The sequence below is a fragment of the Streptomyces sp. NPDC017991 genome, assembly GCF_044328075.1.
Taxonomy (GTDB): Bacteria; Actinomycetota; Actinomycetes; order Streptomycetales; family Streptomycetaceae; genus Streptomyces.
Window position 1 is genome coordinate 1 of sequence record NZ_JBIRGP010000020.1, and the last position, 15806, is coordinate 15806.

Genomic DNA, 15806 nt, shown 5'->3' on the forward strand with positions numbered 1-15806 from the left:
CGACCCGCTACGACAAGACCGCCGAGTCCTACCAAGCAGCCGTCACACTCGCCTCGCTCCTGATGTGGGCGTGACATTTGAAGACAACTCCTAGGTGCTGGCGGGGGTCGGCCTGGGCTTCCAGTCTCAAACCGGGCCAAGTATGCGGGCCGGTTGCTGGGAGGAGCTGGTGGACGTGAGCTGCATCCCAGTCCAGCCGATTGCGCGAGGTGACCACCCACAGGGTGCCAGGGGTCAGGTGCACGATGCGGTTGAAGAGGCGCTCCTGCGAGCGATCGTCCCCTTGGACGTACTCCGCAGCGTCGGCGAACGCCACCGTGGCGGGACGCTTGGCCAGGGGGAGGTTCTCAAGATCCCAGGAGAGCAGGCCGGCGAGCGTCGCGGCGACGTAGTCGGACGGGTCCTGTTGGGCCTGGGTGATGACGTGCAGCAGCGGTGCACACTCCCCCAGGGTGCGGCTACGCAGTCGCTTCTCCCGGACTGCATCGATAATACGGATCCCACTGCGCACCGTGAGCGGACCTAGGCCGAAGCTGGCGCCGACGTCGCTCAGCAGGTCGTTCAGCGTGTCGGTGATTTGCCCGCGTACGTCGAAAGTGGAGGTGGAGAGGTCTGGCAGTGGCGTTCCCGGTCGTGCCAGGGACCACCACGCAGCGAGGCCCAGGTCGAACGCGGGAAAGCGCCGTCTTCTGTCAGCCATCGCGACGCGTAACCGGAGCACGATGTCCACAGCATTGACGACGCGACCTCCGTGGAAGTCGATGCGGATGGTGGAGAGCGAGTGATCAGGCGGCAGCTGCGTCCAGTCTCTGGGCTCTGTCAGATCCCCCGCGCACCATGCCTCCAGTCGCCTGGAGAGCTCGGTCTTGCCGATTCCGCCTACGCCGAAAAAAGTGATGACGTTCCGACGGGCGGTCTGACGCAGAGTTGCCGTGCCATCGCGTACCCCTGCTAGGTGTTGCAGCAGGCTCGTGGTGAACGCCGTGTGTTCGTCGACCCGGTTGGTGAACAGCTCGGTCGCCGTGTAGTACTGCGGATCGAAGATTCGATCGAACTCGCTCATGTGCCCCCCGCTTGACCAACGCCGTGACCCGGCAAGCTCGCCCGTAGAAGAGAACTATGGCGTGTCACGGAAGTTGGAGACAGGGGGCAACAGCATGCGAGCCATCCGTGCTGGCTCGCATGATTCGGCGCAGCCAGCAGGCTTTGACGACAGTTATGAAGGTCAGACAGAGCAAATGGCTGCGCTGGGAGACCTGTACAGCGGTGTGCCAGCGTAGCCATTAGTGCTGTTCAAGGCGGCCTCAGGTACCGGCTTTGCCCCTCGTCTATGGCCAGGTATTGAGGTTGGTGGCTGTTGGATCAGTCAACCTGAGCACTGGCCTGTTCTGCGAAGGTTTGCGCCAGTTCACCAAGCCGAGCGGGGTTCCGCTTCAGACCCGCCGAGCTCAAGAAGCGGAGCAGGTCGAAGAAGAGGTCATCATTGACTACTTTCTCGTCGAGGAGCATCGCGAGAGCGCTGGGCTCGTCGTAGGGCAGCTTGGAGGGCTTCCCGCTTTCTCCGGCGGTTTCCTTGACCGTTGCCGGTGGGGGCGTTTGCACACGCGATTCGGGGATCTTCTCGGCGTCTATGGGTTCCGCAGTGCCAGCTGCCGGGGTGCCGGTGATTACGGCGTAATCACGTGTGCGGCCGCTCTCAGTTGCATTGTCGGCTGACGCAGTGTCGGCAGGAGGGCTGGTGATTACGGCGTAATCATTCGCGTGGCCACTCTTGGTAGCTTCTGCAGGCGGCTCTGCTACCTGCTGCGTCTTCTGTGAGGCTCGGACCCTTTCTTCCTTGCGAGCCCGGTCAGCCTTCAACTCTTCCAGTGCCGCTTCCTGCTGGTCGGCGGGCTTGTTGCCGACGGCGCGCAGCAGGTCGATGGGTTCCTGGCCGATGCGGGCTTGCAGTTCGGGGGTCAGGTTGAGCAGGGCAAGGCGCTGTGACACCCAGCCTTGGGAACGGTGGAGGTGCTTGGCCAGTGCCCTCTGGCTTCCGTGCATGGCCAGGAGCCGGTGCAGGGCGCGGGCTTCGTCGAGTTCTTCGAGATCTTGTCGGTGGATGTTGGCGACGAGGGCGGATTCGAGGAGTTCCTCGGAGGTGCTGCCCTGGTCATCGCTGACCATGACCTTGAGGGTGGCGAGTCCGGCTTCACGGGCGGCGGCAAGGCGGCTGCTGCCGTCGACGACGACGTGGGTGGTGTCCGGTTCGAGGGCGGACTCATGGTCCGGTGTGGCCTTGATATAGGCGTCGCGGTTCATGACCGTGATCGCCTGCTTCTGGCCGTGGGTTTTCAGGCTGCCGGCAAGGTCGGTGAGGTCGCCAAGGGTGGAGCGGGGGTTGTCGGGGTTGAGGCTGATGCGGTGGACCGGGAGTTCAGCCGGCGGAGCGATTCCCTCGGTCGGCACGCCGGTGGCGGCAGCGACCGCCTGTCGGCGGGCGCTGACTGTCTGGGTTTCACCACCGAAGCGCCCGGCGCCCAGCTTGCTGGCCTTGCTCATGAGATCTCCCGGGCGAGCGCGCGCATGCCGATCGCCTGCTGTGACTTGGGGGCGTAGGACAGCAGGGGCTGCTTCATACGGACAGCCTCCTTTTGCTCTTTGAGGTCTCCGATGAGGCCCACGACTCGTGGGTCCTTTATGTCGACCCATCCTTGGAGGGAAGAGGTGGCGATGTAGCCGCGGCGGCCGTCGTAGAGGTTGACGACGATGCCGAGATAGTCGATGTCGATCTGCAGGTCGCTGCGGAGGTCATCGATCTGGGCGGTGAGGAGTCCGTAGGCGTCGGCGGAGCTGTCTTCGGCCTGCACGACGATGAGGGCGCCGGACTGACCGGGCTTCTCACCGTCCCGGCGGCGGCCGTAGTAGGCGGCGGCATCCATGCTGAGTCCGAGGCTGGGCGGGCAGTCAACGAGGATGACGTCGTAGTCGGCTTCGAGCGGGGCGAGTGCACGCTCAAGTGCTGCCTCCCGGGCGCGTACCGCCGACAGGCGCACGTCGAGCAGGAATGCGTCGTTGCAGGCGGGCAGGAGGTGAAGGCGCCCGCCGAAGGTTTCGTCGTCGATGGAGACGACGAGGTCGCGGAGATCACCCTTGGGATCGCCGGCCATGTGGTTGGTGAGGCTGTCACCGTTCATCGGCAGCGGCATGGCACCGAGCTGGTTGGTGAGGTGGCATTGCGGGTCGAAGTCGACTAGCAGTACCCGCAGTCCGAGGCCGGGCAGGTCTTCAACTTCGAGCGGGCCGTCGTCGCCTCCGGCGGCGACCGCGAGTTGCTTGGCGATGCGGACCTTGTGGAGGGTGCCGGGGTCTTCGGCCAGTGCTTCGCCGGTGCCAGCGGTGATGGCTGTCTTGCCGACACCGCCCTTCTGATTGCAGACGATGAAGCGGCGGGTGACTGCGGGGCGTTCGATGTCCGGGGCTGGGTTGGAGTCCAGCCACAGGTGCGCGGACTGGGCGAGTCCCTGGATGAGGGAGAGGCCGCGGTCGGCGGCAACGCCTCGGAACTGTTCCCACTGTCCTGCGGGAAGGAAGGTGGAGAACGAGTCGGCGCCTGCGGTGTCGACGGTATCGAGGGCGGACGCCAGGTTGCACCAGGCGGTGATGCCCTGTTCGACGGCGGCCTGGATCTCTATGCCGTGCTGGGCGGCTCTGATTTTGAGGTCCTGCCGGAGCCATCCCGGCAGTTTGGAGACGACCTTCTCGCGGTCGCTGGCGGCGGCAGTTGAAGTCATGAGGGACACCTTACTAACGTCCATGATCCTTCGGTTCGCCGACACGTTAGTTAGACATAGCTGTTGTGATCGTGAGACACGCTTCTCCCCCATTACGCCGTAATCACCGGCGCCTCCGGGCCCCGCCGCCTGCGGTGATTACGGCGTAATCACCGAGCTGGCACTCTCCCGAGAGACGCCTCCATGGCCACCGGCCGTCAAGCCCAGGAAGAGCACGCGTCCTGCGCCGGGCACCTCGCTGGCCGACCTTCTAGACAGCGTAGGGCTTCTGACGGCCCCCAAAGATGGGTATACACGTGGGGTGCTGATGGCCAGTTGACCGGGGGAGAGCGTGTGGATGGTGAGACGGCTGTCGGTGTACTGGGGCTGGCGGCAGGCCTGGGTGGTGTCTACTACGGCTGGCGTGCGATGGATGCCGCAGCGGTCGGTCGGTCTCGGGATCGATTCATCGTCGAGCGGAACAACCTACGGGAACGCTCGGGTCAGTTGTCGGAGGTAGCAGCTGGCATGCACATCGCAGCGCGTCCCGCGTTGGAGCGTATCGGCGGCAGCACCCTGCTGTGGGACGCGACCATGCGCCCGCCGCTACCTGTTCCCTTGTCAGCCGTATCCGTTGATTGGCAGGACGTAGAGGCGCCGTCGCATCCCCGATTGCGTCGGCTTACTCAACGCCGTCTGCCCAAGGAGTCCAAGTGGCGCCGGTATGCGCGGTACTCCTCAGCCATGGGAGCCTTGGCGCGGCCCCGGCTGTTTGAAGACCGTCCGTCCTTTCGTCTGGCGAGGGCGGACTGGACGGCTTCAACAGGACCGCGTCTGGTCTTTGGCCCGGGGCAATACTTCGACCTTGTCGACCAGAATGAGGCGGTCGCCCACGAGCTGGCCGCGGCAACCCGCAAGAGGCCACACCAGGCTCCGGCCTGGCGCCGGACACCCATGCGTGCAGCGCTGCGGGATGATCCGCTCTCCCTCAGCCAGCGCGTGGTCCTTCCCTCTGCTGGCACCCTGACAGTGCGGCGTACGCCCGACGGGGAGGGCACCTTCTTCCTCCTGCTGAGGGATGCAGGAGCAGTCGCGACGGGAGGGGGAGTGTACGGGCCGATCCCGGCCGGCATGGTGCAACCGGCATCAATGTCTCCGCTCGCCCACCGCAAGGACGCAGACCTGTGGCGGACCATCATGCGCGAGTACAACGAGGAACTACTCGGAGCGCCGGAGGCGACGGGAGCCACGGGGCGAGAGGTCGACTACGAACAGCCGCCCTACAGTCTGCTCAACGCCGCACTGGCGAACGGCTCGTTACGTGTGTGGTGTTTCGGAATGGGCCTGGAACCCCTGAACCTGGCTGTGTGTCTGCTGACCGTTGCCGTGTTCGAGGCAGAGACCTTCGACATGATCTTCGCAGATGCGGTCGACAGCAATGACGAAGGCTTTGTCATCAGCGGGCCGCGTCAGCACGGAGCGATCACCGGCATTCCGTTGACAGCAGAAAGCGTCGGAGACCTCCCCCGGCGTCGTATGTCTTCCCCTGCAGCGGGTCTGCTTCAACTGGCCCTGCAGCACCGGGATCTACTGCTGGCACCAGCCAGCCACTGACTGCACCCGGGCCAGTTGCACAGCGCTGTCGTTGCGCCTGCCATCTGCGGCAAAAAAATGATCAATCGGCGCAGGGCGCGCGGGGCTCAGCCGGCTATCGACCCAGCAAGTCCATCGGCGGCGCGAGAGCGGCCGGGCTGCATCAGTCTGTAGGGGAGGAATTGGTGTCAGAGTTCCTGGCCACGACCTCGGTCGCCGTCTCGGGCCTTCAACATGACCGCAGCGAGGGAGGCTCGGTACTTTGTTGATGTGCGGATCCAGACAGTCTGTGGGGAGTGATTACGTCGTAATCACTTCGATGGGGGGAGGAGCGCGTCGTACGCGGTCATCAAGTACTGAGCGTGTGCTCGCCCTGGACCTGGACGGCCACAGTGACCCGGCCGCCTCGCCTTCATCACCGAAAACGCCTGTACGCCTCCCTGGCGAGGCGAAGGGCGCCTTGGCACCGGGCGGACTCAGGTACGCACAGTAAGCCGTAGCCGTCGTTCGAGGCGGTCGAACAACTTGGGAACTATTGTTTCCGCCGCTTACACCCGCGCCGCTGGCATTCGTGTGACTGAGCGCTGTACTTGGTGGGTGAGCGCTTGCGGTCCAGGAAGGTGCCAGAGAGGGCGCACCCCGGGGAGCGCCCTCTCTGGCAACTGCGAGCCCTCAACGGCGCTTTGTGCATCCTGCGAGTCGGAGTGCTGAATACGCATACGAAAACGTCACCTTGACGATAATCTGGTTCCAGGTCTTTGGGATGACAAGGAGCAGCAGTGCGCGCGTTCGTTTCCCACAACCATAAGGACAAGCCTGCCGTTCGCTCCTTCGCCACGAAGCTGCGGTTGGGCGGCGTGGACATCTGGCTCGATGAGTGGGAACTGAGCCCCGGCGACTCCATTCCTGGGAAAGTCGGGGTCGCCTTGGACACGGTCGACACTGTGCTCGTCTGCTGGTCCAAGCACGCCAGCACGTCGGAGTGGGTCAAGTCCGAGTTGGAGACTGCGATCATCCGGCGAATGGAAGACGGACTCAGGATCATCCCCGTCTGCCTGGACGACACGCCACTCCCGGCGCTCCTCCGCCCCCTTTACTGGGTCTCCGTGACTGAGGACGACGACCAGACCGCCGTCAACAAGATCTTGGGCGTCGATACCACCGGATTCCTTCAAGGTGTCCAACAGCTCCTGGACGAGGCGACCATTGAGGCCGTGTCATTTCGCGGAGCCGGCGTCTACGTGATCTGCCCCAACTGCGGCGCCCCGCCAGCCAAGCTCGAACAGTGGGGTGCGACCGACTACGACCGCGGAGACCAATACGCCGGGGTGCGCTGCACTGAGTGCCGTTGGGAGGAGGGCGGCGAGGTGTAGCAGGGTCGTGCTTGCCGCGACCAAGCACACCTCGACACAGCCGCTGCGCCGGGCCAAGGCGCATCCTCGCTCAACCCGCCAGTTGAAGCGCTCAGTCACAATTTGCTGGGTGAGTTCGACGGTGCTCTTCCACGCGTCATGTGCGCATCGGATGAACGGGCCGACTAGACCCGGGGCCAGGATGCCGTGCAGGGCGAACATGATGTGCCATGCTCCTCGCGGCCTTCCGCTTCCTCAAGTGGATCGAGGTGGGTCCGTAGTTCGCGGGCGAAGCGGTCCATGAACGAGCGGGGGACGGGTCAGTTGGCGCCCAGGGAGTGACTGGCGGCGCCGACGTCAGCCTTCAGCTGGGGAAGCCGACGGCCCCGCCACCGTTAACGGCGTTAATACCCCCGAGGCTCCGGCAGATGCAGGTGAAGAGACCTGGCAGGGCCGTCGGCTCCCCTATGACAATCCCTTCTCCGTAGTCACTCATCTGCATCTGAAGATGGAGCCGGAGGCCTTCACAGAGGGGGCTCGGGTGTGGCTGAGGATTCTGCGTGAACAGCACCCCGACGCTTACAGCGCTCTGCTGCAAGAGCTTCCGCAGCAGGAACAGCCCGTCTGATCCGGCAGCAGACCGAGAGCGCGTCTGTGCTGTTCTTCGCGCGTCACGAGCCGACGGCAGGTCGTTCTTCAGGATTCGCTGGACTTCCTGCGGAGGTAGACGGACTCCTCGGGGTGTGTGCTCGTGCGGATCTTTTCCCATGCCGTATCAGGTACCGCGCCAGGCGGAGCAGGCTCCTCCGCGGTAACACGCCGGATGTGGCCTACCCACGAGTCCGGTGTCAGGGAGGACCACTCAACGTCGATCTCAACGCCGTGGAATATGCGGGTGAGGTCCGCAAGCTGTGTGAAGATCGCCGTCTGCACCTCCTCAGGGGCCGCGTCAGCGGGCAGCGGGACCTTGCCGCATCCGCCACCCGAGTCGTCGGCGATGAACGTGTAGGGCCACACGTCTTGCCCAGTCAGCAGGATGATCTCCTTCGGTATGCCGAAGGAGGGCCGCTTCTTCTTCGTCTTGGATCGTCTCGCCACGGTGCCATCCAACCTGACGGACCGCGCGGTCAGGCACCCGCCAGGCACCCTCAACGCTTGACGCATACCGGTGCCCCTGCCAGTCGGCTAGAAGAGCCCGGCTCGCATGTGGTGCGTGAGGTTCTCCAGGATCTCGCGCAGCCATGGGCTGCGGACGGCCGGCAACCGGACTAGCGTGTGCTGGAAGGTTCCCGGGTCGGCCCGGAACAGGTAGTGGGGGCGCGGCGCAGGCGGGTCGTCGCGGAGAACGCCGTCTGGCATGGTTCCTGACGCGGGGAGGTGGAGGTGTGGCTCGGGGAAGGCCATCCACATCCACACCACGAACGGCAGCGGCACCGGGTATGCCGATGCGGCCGGGCCGGCCGGGCTCCAGAATTCCCCCGTCTGTGGGTGGGTCGGCACGATGACCATGTCGGCGTCCGTGTCGGGGGCAGACAGTCCGGGCCCGGCCAGGACGGCGCGCCGCGCCGGCTGGACCACGGGCAGCAGGGCGTCGAGGGCGCGCTGGAACACTTCCGCGATCAGGCCGTGCGGGACAGCCACCGGCCTGCCATCCGAAGCGGCCAGCAGGTGGGCCAGCGCCCGGCCGGCTGCCGCCTCCCATTGCGGGCTCCATGACCACCAGTGGTCCAGCCCGAGCAGCGAGCCCCATCTGGTGATCGGCACGATCGGGGGCGTGGCTTTCCCCTCCACCAACAGTTCCGCCCAGGAGAGGATTGCGGTGTCGGCGTCGTCGACGCGCAGGCGGTGCACGGCATCCGGCGCAAGCCAGACCGCCTGCCAGAGAGAGCAGTCGTCGATGCGGTTCGCCACGGGCAGGCCGCACGCCTCGCAAGCCATGTTGGGGCCGTCACCCCAGTCGAGGCCGCAGCAGTAGCCGCCCGCTTGCTCCGGAACGAGCACGGTGCCGCGCGTATCCCCGGGTGCGATGACGATGGTGCCAGGTGGGCCGTCAGACAAGGCGTAGACCGGAGCGTGGATGCCCCGGGCTGCCGCCTCGTCTGGATCGATCTCCTCCCACCTCCGCCACGGGTGCCCCCAGGGCTCCGGTTCCACGGCAAACGTGCCCGTCTCCATGAGAACCGGGAGCTGAATCCCGTTCCCATACTTCTGATGGGCGTGGGCCGGCAGCTCTACCTGGGACAGCGGGTTGGTCAGCCTGGCACCACACCCAGCACACACGAAAGCGAACAAATGTCCTCCGCTAGAGAAGCGGAGGCATCATCGCAGCTCCGCAGCGGACCGGCCAACGTGTTTTTCATGGCGTGGTCTCAGTAGGACAAGGGGTCAGGGTGGAATGTCCGGGTGTAGCGCAGTCCGGTGTCGGGGGTGATGTTGAATACCGCGCACAGGTGCTGCGGGTCCGCGCCGGTGACGGCGGCCTCTTCGAGGATCCGGTCCTCGCGGAGCCGTTGGGCGGTGACCGAAAGATCCTTGAGCAAGGGCTGCATCCAGCCGATGGTGACCGGCGTGCGAGAGTGCGCGGTCTGCAAGCTGAGGAACAGGTGGGGGCTGCGAGTGTGTGGCCAGCGTGAGTGGCGGAGTTGGATGTAGTCGGCCGCGGCCTGACAGGTGAAGGCGTCGAGGGGGTGGTCGATATCGCCGTGCACGAGCCGGCCGCCGGTGAAGTCGACGGCAGCCAAAGGCAGTGCTCGTGCTTGGTGGGGGTATAGCGCGTGAATGCCGATGAGGGCGACCAGCAGCTTTAGGGCGGGGTCGCCCTCGGCGGCCGCTCCGCAGCAGCCGCCCCGGGTGGAGTGAGTTGGGCCGGTCAGTCAGTCGGTGAGCCGGACGGGCATCAGCGCGTAGCGCAGGGCCTGGTCGTCGCTGTCGTGGCCGTGCAGGATGGCGGGCTTGGTGGGGGAGGTGAACTGGAAGTCGACGGCAGTGGCGCCGCCGACGGTGAAGGCGGTGAGGGCGTCGGTGAGGAACTGCGGGTTGAAGGCGATGGTCAGCTCTTCGCCCTGGAGGGCGGTGTCGACGGTGTCGACGGCTTGTGCGTCGTCGCTGCTGCCAGCCTCCAGTACGAGTGAGCCGTCGGCGGTGAACGTCAGCCGGACGGGGGTGCTCCTGGTGGCGACCAGCGCGACGCGCTGGACGGCCTCCTTGAGCACGCTGATCTCCACGGTGGCGGTGTGGGCGAACTCGCTCGGGAACAGGGTGCTGTAAGCGGGCAGGGAACCCTCGATGGCGCGCAAAGTAGAGGTGCTGGTCTCGCTGCGCACCGTGAACAGACCCGAGTTGCCGCCATCGCCGGGAATGGTCAGGTCGACGGCGGGGTCGTCGGCGCATGCCTTGACCGCGTCCAGCAGCTTCTTACCCGGGGCGAGGGCGGTGCGCTCGCCGGTCAAATTGCAGTGCTTCCAGGTGAGGGTGCGTACCGCGAACCGGTAGCGGTCGGTGGCGGTAAAGGTGAGCGTGCCCGCGTCCTGGTCGTAGTGCAGGGAGATCCCGGACAGGACGGGCAGAGCATCGTCGTTGCCGAGCGCGGCAGCGACCTGGGTGACGGCTTCGGCCAGCGCCGGGCCGGGCAGCGTGCCCGAGCCGGTCCCGGCGTCGGGGAGCTGCGGGTAGTCCTCCAGCGGCAGCGTGGGCAGGGTGAACCGGGCACTCCCGGCGGTCAGGATCAGGCGGGGCCCGGTGAGTTCGCCCCGTACGGTGCCGCGGACGCGGGCGGCGATGTCGGTGAGGAGCCGGCCGGAGACGAGAGCGCGGCCGGGGACGGTGACGGCAGCCTGGATCGTGATGTCGCTGGACGTCTCGTAGTCGAAGGCACTGATACGCAGCATGTCGTCGTCGGTGGCGGTCAGGAGCAGTCCGGCCAGGACGGGGACGGGCGGCCGGGCGGGCAGGCTGTGGGCGGCATAGGTGACGGCCGCGGCGAGGTCACTCTGGTCGACGGTGAACTGCACGAGGGTTCCTGTCTGTCGTGGCGCGGAGGCGTCGGTGAAAGCGGCCCGGGTGGGGCCGCCCATCACGGGCGGCCCCACCCGGGCCGTGGACGTGTAAGGAAGCGTGTGTCAGTGGCTGTGGAGGGTGTCGTCGCGTATCCAGCACCACGACGTCAGTTCGTAGGCGGCCAGCACGCGCAGCGGGACCTGATGGCGTTGCCCGTCCTCGTCTTCGACGGTGAGCTGGTCGGTGTCCCGGCGGACGATGACCAGCAGGTCGAGGGCGGGGTCGGTGACGTCGGGGCGCAGTGTCCAGGCTTGGCCGGGTTCGGCCAGCCACCACGGGTCTCCGGCGAGGACGCCTTCGCAGACGATCCGGTACGCGGCCGGTTCCGGCAGCAGGTCCTCGCGCATCAGCTCGCGTACGAGGGGGTTGATGACGCGGGCGGCGCGCTCGGCTCCGATGAGGTGGTCGACGGAGGGCATACGGCGGTCCTTCCTCGGGGGCGGCTGTACGGGGCGGTGGTCGACGGGGCGGGTTCGGGCGTGGGGTGGGGTGCCTGCGGTCCGGCACGGCCACAGGGTGTGGGTGCCGGGCAGGGCAGCTTCAGCAGCTGCGCGAGCGCCTGGCGGGCGGACAGGTCGTAGGCCGGGTCGTGGATGAACCCGACCGCTGCGGCGAGTTGACCGCGCAAACGCTGGAGTTCGTCTTCGGCGATGCGAAGCAGTGTCGGGGTGCTTGTCGCCCCGGCACCGGGTGTGGTCATGTCGTAGAACCTCCGTCCCTTCCTGGCGGGGGTAGTGGGGCGCGCGAAAGCCGGTCAGCGTGGGGCGCGCCCTACGTACGTGAGTGCGCGGGTGGGATGGCAGCCGGGGCAGCCGGACGCGGGCGTCGACGGCTGCCCCGGGCCGTATCAGGGATCGGTCAGGTCTGGTTGAGGAGTTCGCGGTTGCGCTGCTGCCGACCGGGGGTGAGCGGTTCGCGCCAGGGCTCGTAGTGGCTGGTCCACATGGCGCTCGCGGCGGGGGCCGGGTCGGGCGCCGACGGGCGGGCCCGGTTGAGGCGGGCCTGCTCGCGTGCGCGGTCGGCCTGCGCGATGACGCCGACCCAGTCCAGTCCGTGCCGGGCCTGGAGGCGGCGGCGCAGTGCCTTGCGTTCGCGGGAGATGGTCGCTGCCCAGACGCCGGTGGGCGTCAGCTCGGGGTTGGCGAGCGCCCACTTGAGGCAGTCGGCCGCGATCGGGCAGCCGCGGCAGGCCGTGCGAGCGCGCTCGATGCGGGCCCGGTCGTCCGCGTTGCTCATCTGGCCGTGCTCCTGGACGAACCAGGACGGTTCTGTGCGGCAGGCCAGCCTCGCGTCGGTGTGGGGGAAGGGGATGCGGGGATCGGCTTCGGGTCGGCTCATGGAGGAGCCCTCCTTGAAGTGATCGAGGAAAAAGAGGGAGGAAGAGGGGGTGCGACGTGCCATCAGGCGTGGTCGTCGTCGGCCTTGGACCGGCTGCGCTTGGGCTGCGGATCAGAAGCGAACCGGCCCTGCCGCGCCTTCACCGGGTTGGCGGTGATCCAGGCCTCGGCACAAACCTTGTGGACCGGCTCATCCCGGTGGGAGCGCATCGGCGTCGGCTTGGTGCACAGCGCGCACGGCCGGTCCTGCCAGCGGTCGAAGTGCCGACCGTCCCGCCAGTCCAGGAATCCACCGGGAGCCGGGACCAGGCCCGGCTCGAACGGCTCCGCCTTACGACCCCGGGCGCTCATGCGGCGGCCAGGTGGATGCCGGGCCGGCTCATGACGTGACCTCCGGAAACAGGCCGGTCAGGTGGGGGAGTTGGAGCAGGACCTGCTCGAAGACGGGCTGCGGGACGCGCCATGGCCCGAGCGCTCCGGGACAGGGCACGGGCAGCGGCAGCACGTGCATGTCGTCGAGGGCGAGGTGGAAGCAGCCGGGCTGCGCCCACCGGCCGCACGAAGCGTCGCCGGAGTCCGTGCCGGTGTGGGTGTGGCAGCCGGTGATACGGGCCACGGCGAGGACTGCGCGGGTGTGCAACTGGTGGCCGTGGATCGTGCGGGCCACGAACGGCTCCCGCAGCGCCGGCCGGTCGATGGCAGCTCCGGCGTGCAGCAGGTACCAGCCCGCCAGCCAGGGCCGGGGGCGGTTCTCGATCCGCTTGTCGCCGTGCACGATGCACGCCATCCAGGGCTGTTTGATGGTGATGCCGCGCAGCCAGTCGGGGGCGTACAGCGGGCCCGTCATCGCGCCGCCAGCGCGGTGCCGGGCCGGCCCGGACGGCGGCCTCGCACCCCGGGCACGTACGCATCCTTGCGAGTCGCCACATACCCGCACGGCTTCTCGCCGGTCTTGACCCGGTACATCGCCACGTCCGCACTCCGCAGGATCCGGGAGGCTGCGGTCCCGTCCGGGAGGACGGTGGCGCGGGCGATACCGATGGACACCGACGGGCGCAGCACCTGCCCGTCGCTGTCGTGCAGCAGCTGCCCCTCGTAGGGGATGGGCTGTGCCAGCACCTCGCGCAGGACAAGGACTTTGCGGACCGCTGCGGCGCGGGGCACCAGGATCGCGGCGCCGAACTCGTCACCTCCCAGGCGGGCGGCGAGCCCGCTGTGGCCGGCGGCCCACGCGCTGAGGCGACGGCCGGTCGCGGCGATCAGGACGTCACCGGCCTCGTGCCCGAGAGTGTCGTTGACGGCTTTGAGTCCGTCGGCGTCGGCGACCAGGACGTGCAGGAGGTTGCGGCGGGTGTGGGCGAGCCGGTCGATGCGGTCGGTGAGGATGTCGCGGCCGGGCAGGCCGGTCAGCGGGTCCCGGCGGGCGGTGTGCAGCTGGCGGCGCACCCGGACGTCGTCGGCGAGGACGGCCAGGGCGAGCGGCACGGCGGCCGCGGTGATGAGGAGTGTGCGGGTCGGCTGCCGTAAGACAGCAGTGGCGGGCATGATGGTCTCCAGTTCTCGCCCCGTTTGTGGGCGGGCATGAGAGAGGCGCACCCCGGCTTTCCACGGCGTAGGGGGTGCGCCTCTTGCTTTTTGATCTTCAGTTCTGTCCGGCCTGACCTGCGGTCGGGCATGCGGGAGGTGCTGTCTTATCCCTCTCGTGGCGTCTTGGTGCTGGCCTGCTCCCGGCGGTAGCCAGCGAGCATGTCGTTGACCTTCTGCCGTGACTTGCCCAGCTCCCGCCCGATCGCGGCCTGGCTCCACTCACCGCTGTCGACGGCCTCGGCGACAGCGGCGACGCGTTCGGCCGCGAGGGCGGCCTTGGCGGTGTCGATGAGGTCGGGGCACCGTCGGGCCCGTTCGACGGGCGGCAGTTCGGCGAGTCGCTGAAGAGCCGCGATCAGCTCGGTCAGTGCGGGTGTCACGGTCGTCCCTCCATGTGGGGAGGGGCCGGGTTTCCCCGGCCCCTCGGCTGGTGTCACGTCCACGCGACGAATTCGTTCACCCACTCGGTGAGATCGCGGTTCATCCACTCGGAGAATCCGCTCTGCCGGCCCTCGGGGAGTAACTCGCCGGTCCGCCAGTTGCTCAGCTCCAGCTTGTGGCTGCTGTCGTAGTAGCCGCCCCATTCGCTGAAGATCTCGTAGGCCGAGTCCTTGTCGGACTGGAAGTTGAAGCGCTTGACGACGGTCTTGTCGGTGTCCTTGATCTCGATCTGGTAGGTCTTCATCTCCGCTGCCCTCTCCCTCTGCTGTTGTCGTCCTTACACTCACCAATGCACCCTCCTAGGGGGGTACGTCAACCCTAGGGGGGTACATTTTTCAAGATTTTTTGGGACGCGCCCCTGACCAGTACTTTCCTCTGCCAAAAAGGCAGGGCGAGGCGTGCGCAGAGAGGACTGCCGTGGAGGCAGAGCCCGAGGCGCCCTGCTCCCCACCAACCGTGCGATACCGCTGAGGCAGCACCAACCGCATGAGATGACGACACAACTAGGGATCGCCGCCCTCGTACCGCCGTTGAGCGAGAGAGACATCGTGCAAGTGACGGTCAACTGCTGCGGGCGTCCCGGGGCCATCCCGTCAACGCGGGGACCGGCCGGACGCTGTGGCAGTCCGGCGCGGAGTCGTCGTGCAGGGACCGGCCGTACGTCGGCCTCAGTTCCGCGAGCGTCTCGATGAGGTCGTCTTCGGTGTCGACGCCGATGTCGGTGTAGCCGCGCCCGCAGGTGCACGGCACGATCAGCGTCAGCACGTCGCTCGCCCCGTCCGCTTCACTGATGCGCAGGGTGTGGTGCAGCCACAGACCGCCACCCAGGAACGCCACCGCGGACGCCTCGAAGCGACGGTCCCCGTGTTCGCGCACGATGCGGTGGCCCTGTCAGGCGTCGGCGTCGAGGGCGGCATGCAGCGAGTAGGGGAAGTGGTGGGAGAGGTGGTGCGCCGCCCCCGTTACGGCTGCGTCACGCTCCTCTTCCTCGGAGGCCTCATCCACCGTGGCGGCAGCGATCTCCATCAGGTAGGCCAGCGGGGAATCCGGATCGTAGGGGCGGGTCCGGGCGGGCAGAACGTCCATAATGGATCTCTCCTTCTCGTCTTCGTACGGGTGGGATGCGGCCCGGGACGGGCGCGACCGCGGTGGGGATGCCGGGCGCGGCCGTCCCGGGCAGCGCCGGGCCACGGTCACCGGTTGCAGTGCCGGACACAGGCGGCAAGGACTGCGTCGTCGGCGCCGACCGCCCGCTGATAGCGGCGCTCCATGTCCGCGGCCGTGACCTGGGTGAGGTCCTCACCCCTGGCCTTGACCGCGTAGGCGGCGCCGACCGCTGTGGTGGCGGCGGACAGCAGCACGTCGTCGCGGGTGAGCACGCGCAGCCGGTACAGGGCCGCGGTGACCGCACCGCGCGTGGCCCGGCCGGCGAGCCGGGCCTCTTCCGTCTGCTCGCCGGTCGCGGCATCGTCGCGGGCGAGTTCCCAGCGGCGGTAGAGGTGGCCGCGGTGCGTGCTGAGTGCGGACACCAGAGCCACGACCGCCTCGCGCACCGCCTGGCGGTGGGCGGCCTGTTCGGCGGCCCGGATACGGTGCCGGTCCGCGTGTTGTTGGAGCAGGCTGCCGGTCACGGTGCCCGCCAGGGCGAGCAGGCCGGCTAGCGCAATCTCCATTCGGTATCGGTCCTT

General features: G+C 67.5%; 19 protein-coding genes. 2 read left to right on the forward strand and 17 right to left on the reverse strand.

The genetic code is table 11. The features are described 5' to 3' along the window. Window positions 1-28: 28 nt before the first annotated feature. From ACH4DZ_RS40775 to ACH4DZ_RS40785, 3 genes are all read right to left on the reverse strand, one after another. Complete coding sequence (locus ACH4DZ_RS40775; protein ID WP_398294216.1) at window positions 29-1063, reverse strand: hypothetical protein; 1035 nt, start codon at window positions 1061-1063, stop codon at window positions 29-31. A gap of 299 nt (window positions 1064-1362) precedes the next feature. Continuing rightward, window positions 1363-2541 carry a ParB/RepB/Spo0J family partition protein gene (locus ACH4DZ_RS40780; RefSeq protein ID WP_398294218.1) on the reverse strand — a complete coding sequence of 393 codons (1179 nt, stop codon included), beginning with the start codon at window positions 2539-2541 and terminating at the stop codon, window positions 1363-1365. Beyond that, complete coding sequence (locus ACH4DZ_RS40785) at window positions 2538-3773, reverse strand: ParA family protein (protein WP_398294220.1); 1236 nt, start codon at window positions 3771-3773, stop codon at window positions 2538-2540. The genes ACH4DZ_RS40780 and ACH4DZ_RS40785 overlap by 4 nt, the downstream gene beginning before the upstream one ends. A 333-nt stretch (window positions 3774-4106) precedes the next feature. Between ACH4DZ_RS40785 and ACH4DZ_RS40790 the strand changes: the two genes are divergently transcribed. Both ACH4DZ_RS40790 and ACH4DZ_RS40795 read left to right on the forward strand, forming a co-directional pair. Next, a complete protein-coding gene (locus ACH4DZ_RS40790; protein WP_398294222.1) occupies window positions 4107-5366 on the forward strand; it encodes a transcriptional regulator in 1260 nt (419 codons plus the stop codon). Between the two features lie 758 nt (window positions 5367-6124). Beyond that, entirely contained in the window at window positions 6125-6718 is a 594-nt protein-coding gene (locus ACH4DZ_RS40795) for a toll/interleukin-1 receptor domain-containing protein (protein ID WP_398294224.1), read from the forward strand. A gap of 675 nt (window positions 6719-7393) precedes the next feature. Here ACH4DZ_RS40795 and ACH4DZ_RS40800 read toward each other — a convergent pair. The 14 genes from ACH4DZ_RS40800 to ACH4DZ_RS40865 form a co-directional block, all read right to left on the reverse strand. Continuing rightward, window positions 7394-7795, reverse strand: coding sequence for a hypothetical protein (locus tag ACH4DZ_RS40800; protein ID WP_398294226.1), 402 nt, complete (start codon window positions 7793-7795; stop codon window positions 7394-7396). 87 nt (window positions 7796-7882) lie between these two features. Next, window positions 7883-8989 carry a hypothetical protein gene (locus ACH4DZ_RS40805; RefSeq protein WP_398294227.1) on the reverse strand — a complete coding sequence of 369 codons (1107 nt, stop codon included), beginning with the start codon at window positions 8987-8989 and terminating at the stop codon, window positions 7883-7885. A gap of 77 nt (window positions 8990-9066) precedes the next feature. Next, window positions 9067-9438 carry a hypothetical protein gene (locus ACH4DZ_RS40810; protein WP_398294229.1) on the reverse strand — a complete coding sequence of 124 codons (372 nt, stop codon included), beginning with the start codon at window positions 9436-9438 and terminating at the stop codon, window positions 9067-9069. A gap of 132 nt (window positions 9439-9570) precedes the next feature. Further along, a complete protein-coding gene (dnaN, locus tag ACH4DZ_RS40815; RefSeq protein WP_398294231.1) occupies window positions 9571-10707 on the reverse strand; it encodes a DNA polymerase III subunit beta in 1137 nt (378 codons plus the stop codon). 108 nt (window positions 10708-10815) lie between these two features. After that, window positions 10816-11172: a hypothetical protein gene (locus ACH4DZ_RS40820; protein WP_398294233.1), complete on the reverse strand. Its 357-nt coding sequence runs from the start codon at window positions 11170-11172 to the stop codon at window positions 10816-10818. A 439-nt stretch (window positions 11173-11611) separates the two neighbouring features. After that, entirely contained in the window at window positions 11612-12091 is a 480-nt protein-coding gene (locus tag ACH4DZ_RS40825; RefSeq protein WP_398294235.1) for a WhiB family transcriptional regulator, read from the reverse strand. Between the two features lie 62 nt (window positions 12092-12153). Next, entirely contained in the window at window positions 12154-12441 is a 288-nt protein-coding gene (locus tag ACH4DZ_RS40830) for a hypothetical protein (RefSeq protein WP_398294237.1), read from the reverse strand. A gap of 28 nt (window positions 12442-12469) precedes the next feature. Beyond that, entirely contained in the window at window positions 12470-12937 is a 468-nt protein-coding gene (locus ACH4DZ_RS40835) for a hypothetical protein (RefSeq protein WP_398294239.1), read from the reverse strand. Beyond that, window positions 12934-13635 (reverse strand): GGDEF domain-containing protein, encoded by a 702-nt coding sequence (locus ACH4DZ_RS40840; RefSeq protein ID WP_398294241.1) that lies wholly within the window; start codon window positions 13633-13635, stop codon window positions 12934-12936. The genes ACH4DZ_RS40835 and ACH4DZ_RS40840 overlap by 4 nt, the downstream gene beginning before the upstream one ends. A 146-nt stretch (window positions 13636-13781) precedes the next feature. After that, window positions 13782-14057 carry a hypothetical protein gene (locus tag ACH4DZ_RS40845; protein WP_398294243.1) on the reverse strand — a complete coding sequence of 92 codons (276 nt, stop codon included), beginning with the start codon at window positions 14055-14057 and terminating at the stop codon, window positions 13782-13784. Window positions 14058-14110: 53 nt separating this feature from the next. Then, window positions 14111-14362 (reverse strand): hypothetical protein, encoded by a 252-nt coding sequence (locus tag ACH4DZ_RS40850; protein WP_398294245.1) that lies wholly within the window; start codon window positions 14360-14362, stop codon window positions 14111-14113. A 317-nt stretch (window positions 14363-14679) separates the two neighbouring features. Then, the gene (locus tag ACH4DZ_RS40855) at window positions 14680-14994 is read right to left on the reverse strand and encodes a hypothetical protein (protein WP_398294247.1); all 315 of its coding nucleotides are present in this window, start codon (window positions 14992-14994) and stop codon (window positions 14680-14682) included. A 15-nt stretch (window positions 14995-15009) separates the two neighbouring features. After that, window positions 15010-15204, reverse strand: coding sequence for a hypothetical protein (locus tag ACH4DZ_RS40860; protein ID WP_398294249.1), 195 nt, complete (start codon window positions 15202-15204; stop codon window positions 15010-15012). Between the two features lie 107 nt (window positions 15205-15311). Then, complete coding sequence (locus ACH4DZ_RS40865; protein WP_398294251.1) at window positions 15312-15791, reverse strand: hypothetical protein; 480 nt, start codon at window positions 15789-15791, stop codon at window positions 15312-15314. Window positions 15792-15806 lie beyond the last annotated feature (15 nt).

Coding starts and splice junctions, on each gene's coding strand:
- ACH4DZ_RS40820 (WP_398294233.1), bottom strand. CDS start 11,172: ATGCCCTCCGTCGACCACCTCATCGGAGCCGAGCGCGCCGCCCGCGTC.
- ACH4DZ_RS40840 (WP_398294241.1), bottom strand. CDS start 13,635: ATGCCCGCCACTGCTGTCTTACGGCAGCCGACCCGCACACTCCTCATC.
- ACH4DZ_RS40830 (WP_398294237.1), bottom strand. CDS start 12,441: ATGAGCGCCCGGGGTCGTAAGGCGGAGCCGTTCGAGCCGGGCCTGGTC.
- ACH4DZ_RS40785 (WP_398294220.1), bottom strand. CDS start 3,773: ATGACTTCAACTGCCGCCGCCAGCGACCGCGAGAAGGTCGTCTCCAAA.
- ACH4DZ_RS40865 (WP_398294251.1), bottom strand. CDS start 15,791: ATGGAGATTGCGCTAGCCGGCCTGCTCGCCCTGGCGGGCACCGTGACC.
- ACH4DZ_RS40835 (WP_398294239.1), bottom strand. CDS start 12,937: ATGACGGGCCCGCTGTACGCCCCCGACTGGCTGCGCGGCATCACCATC.
- ACH4DZ_RS40860 (WP_398294249.1), bottom strand. CDS start 15,204: ATGGACGTTCTGCCCGCCCGGACCCGCCCCTACGATCCGGATTCCCCG.
- ACH4DZ_RS40775 (WP_398294216.1), bottom strand. CDS start 1,063: ATGAGCGAGTTCGATCGAATCTTCGATCCGCAGTACTACACGGCGACC.
- ACH4DZ_RS40825 (WP_398294235.1), bottom strand. CDS start 12,091: ATGAGCCGACCCGAAGCCGATCCCCGCATCCCCTTCCCCCACACCGAC.
- ACH4DZ_RS40850 (WP_398294245.1), bottom strand. CDS start 14,362: ATGAAGACCTACCAGATCGAGATCAAGGACACCGACAAGACCGTCGTC.
- ACH4DZ_RS40780 (WP_398294218.1), bottom strand. CDS start 2,541: ATGAGCAAGGCCAGCAAGCTGGGCGCCGGGCGCTTCGGTGGTGAAACC.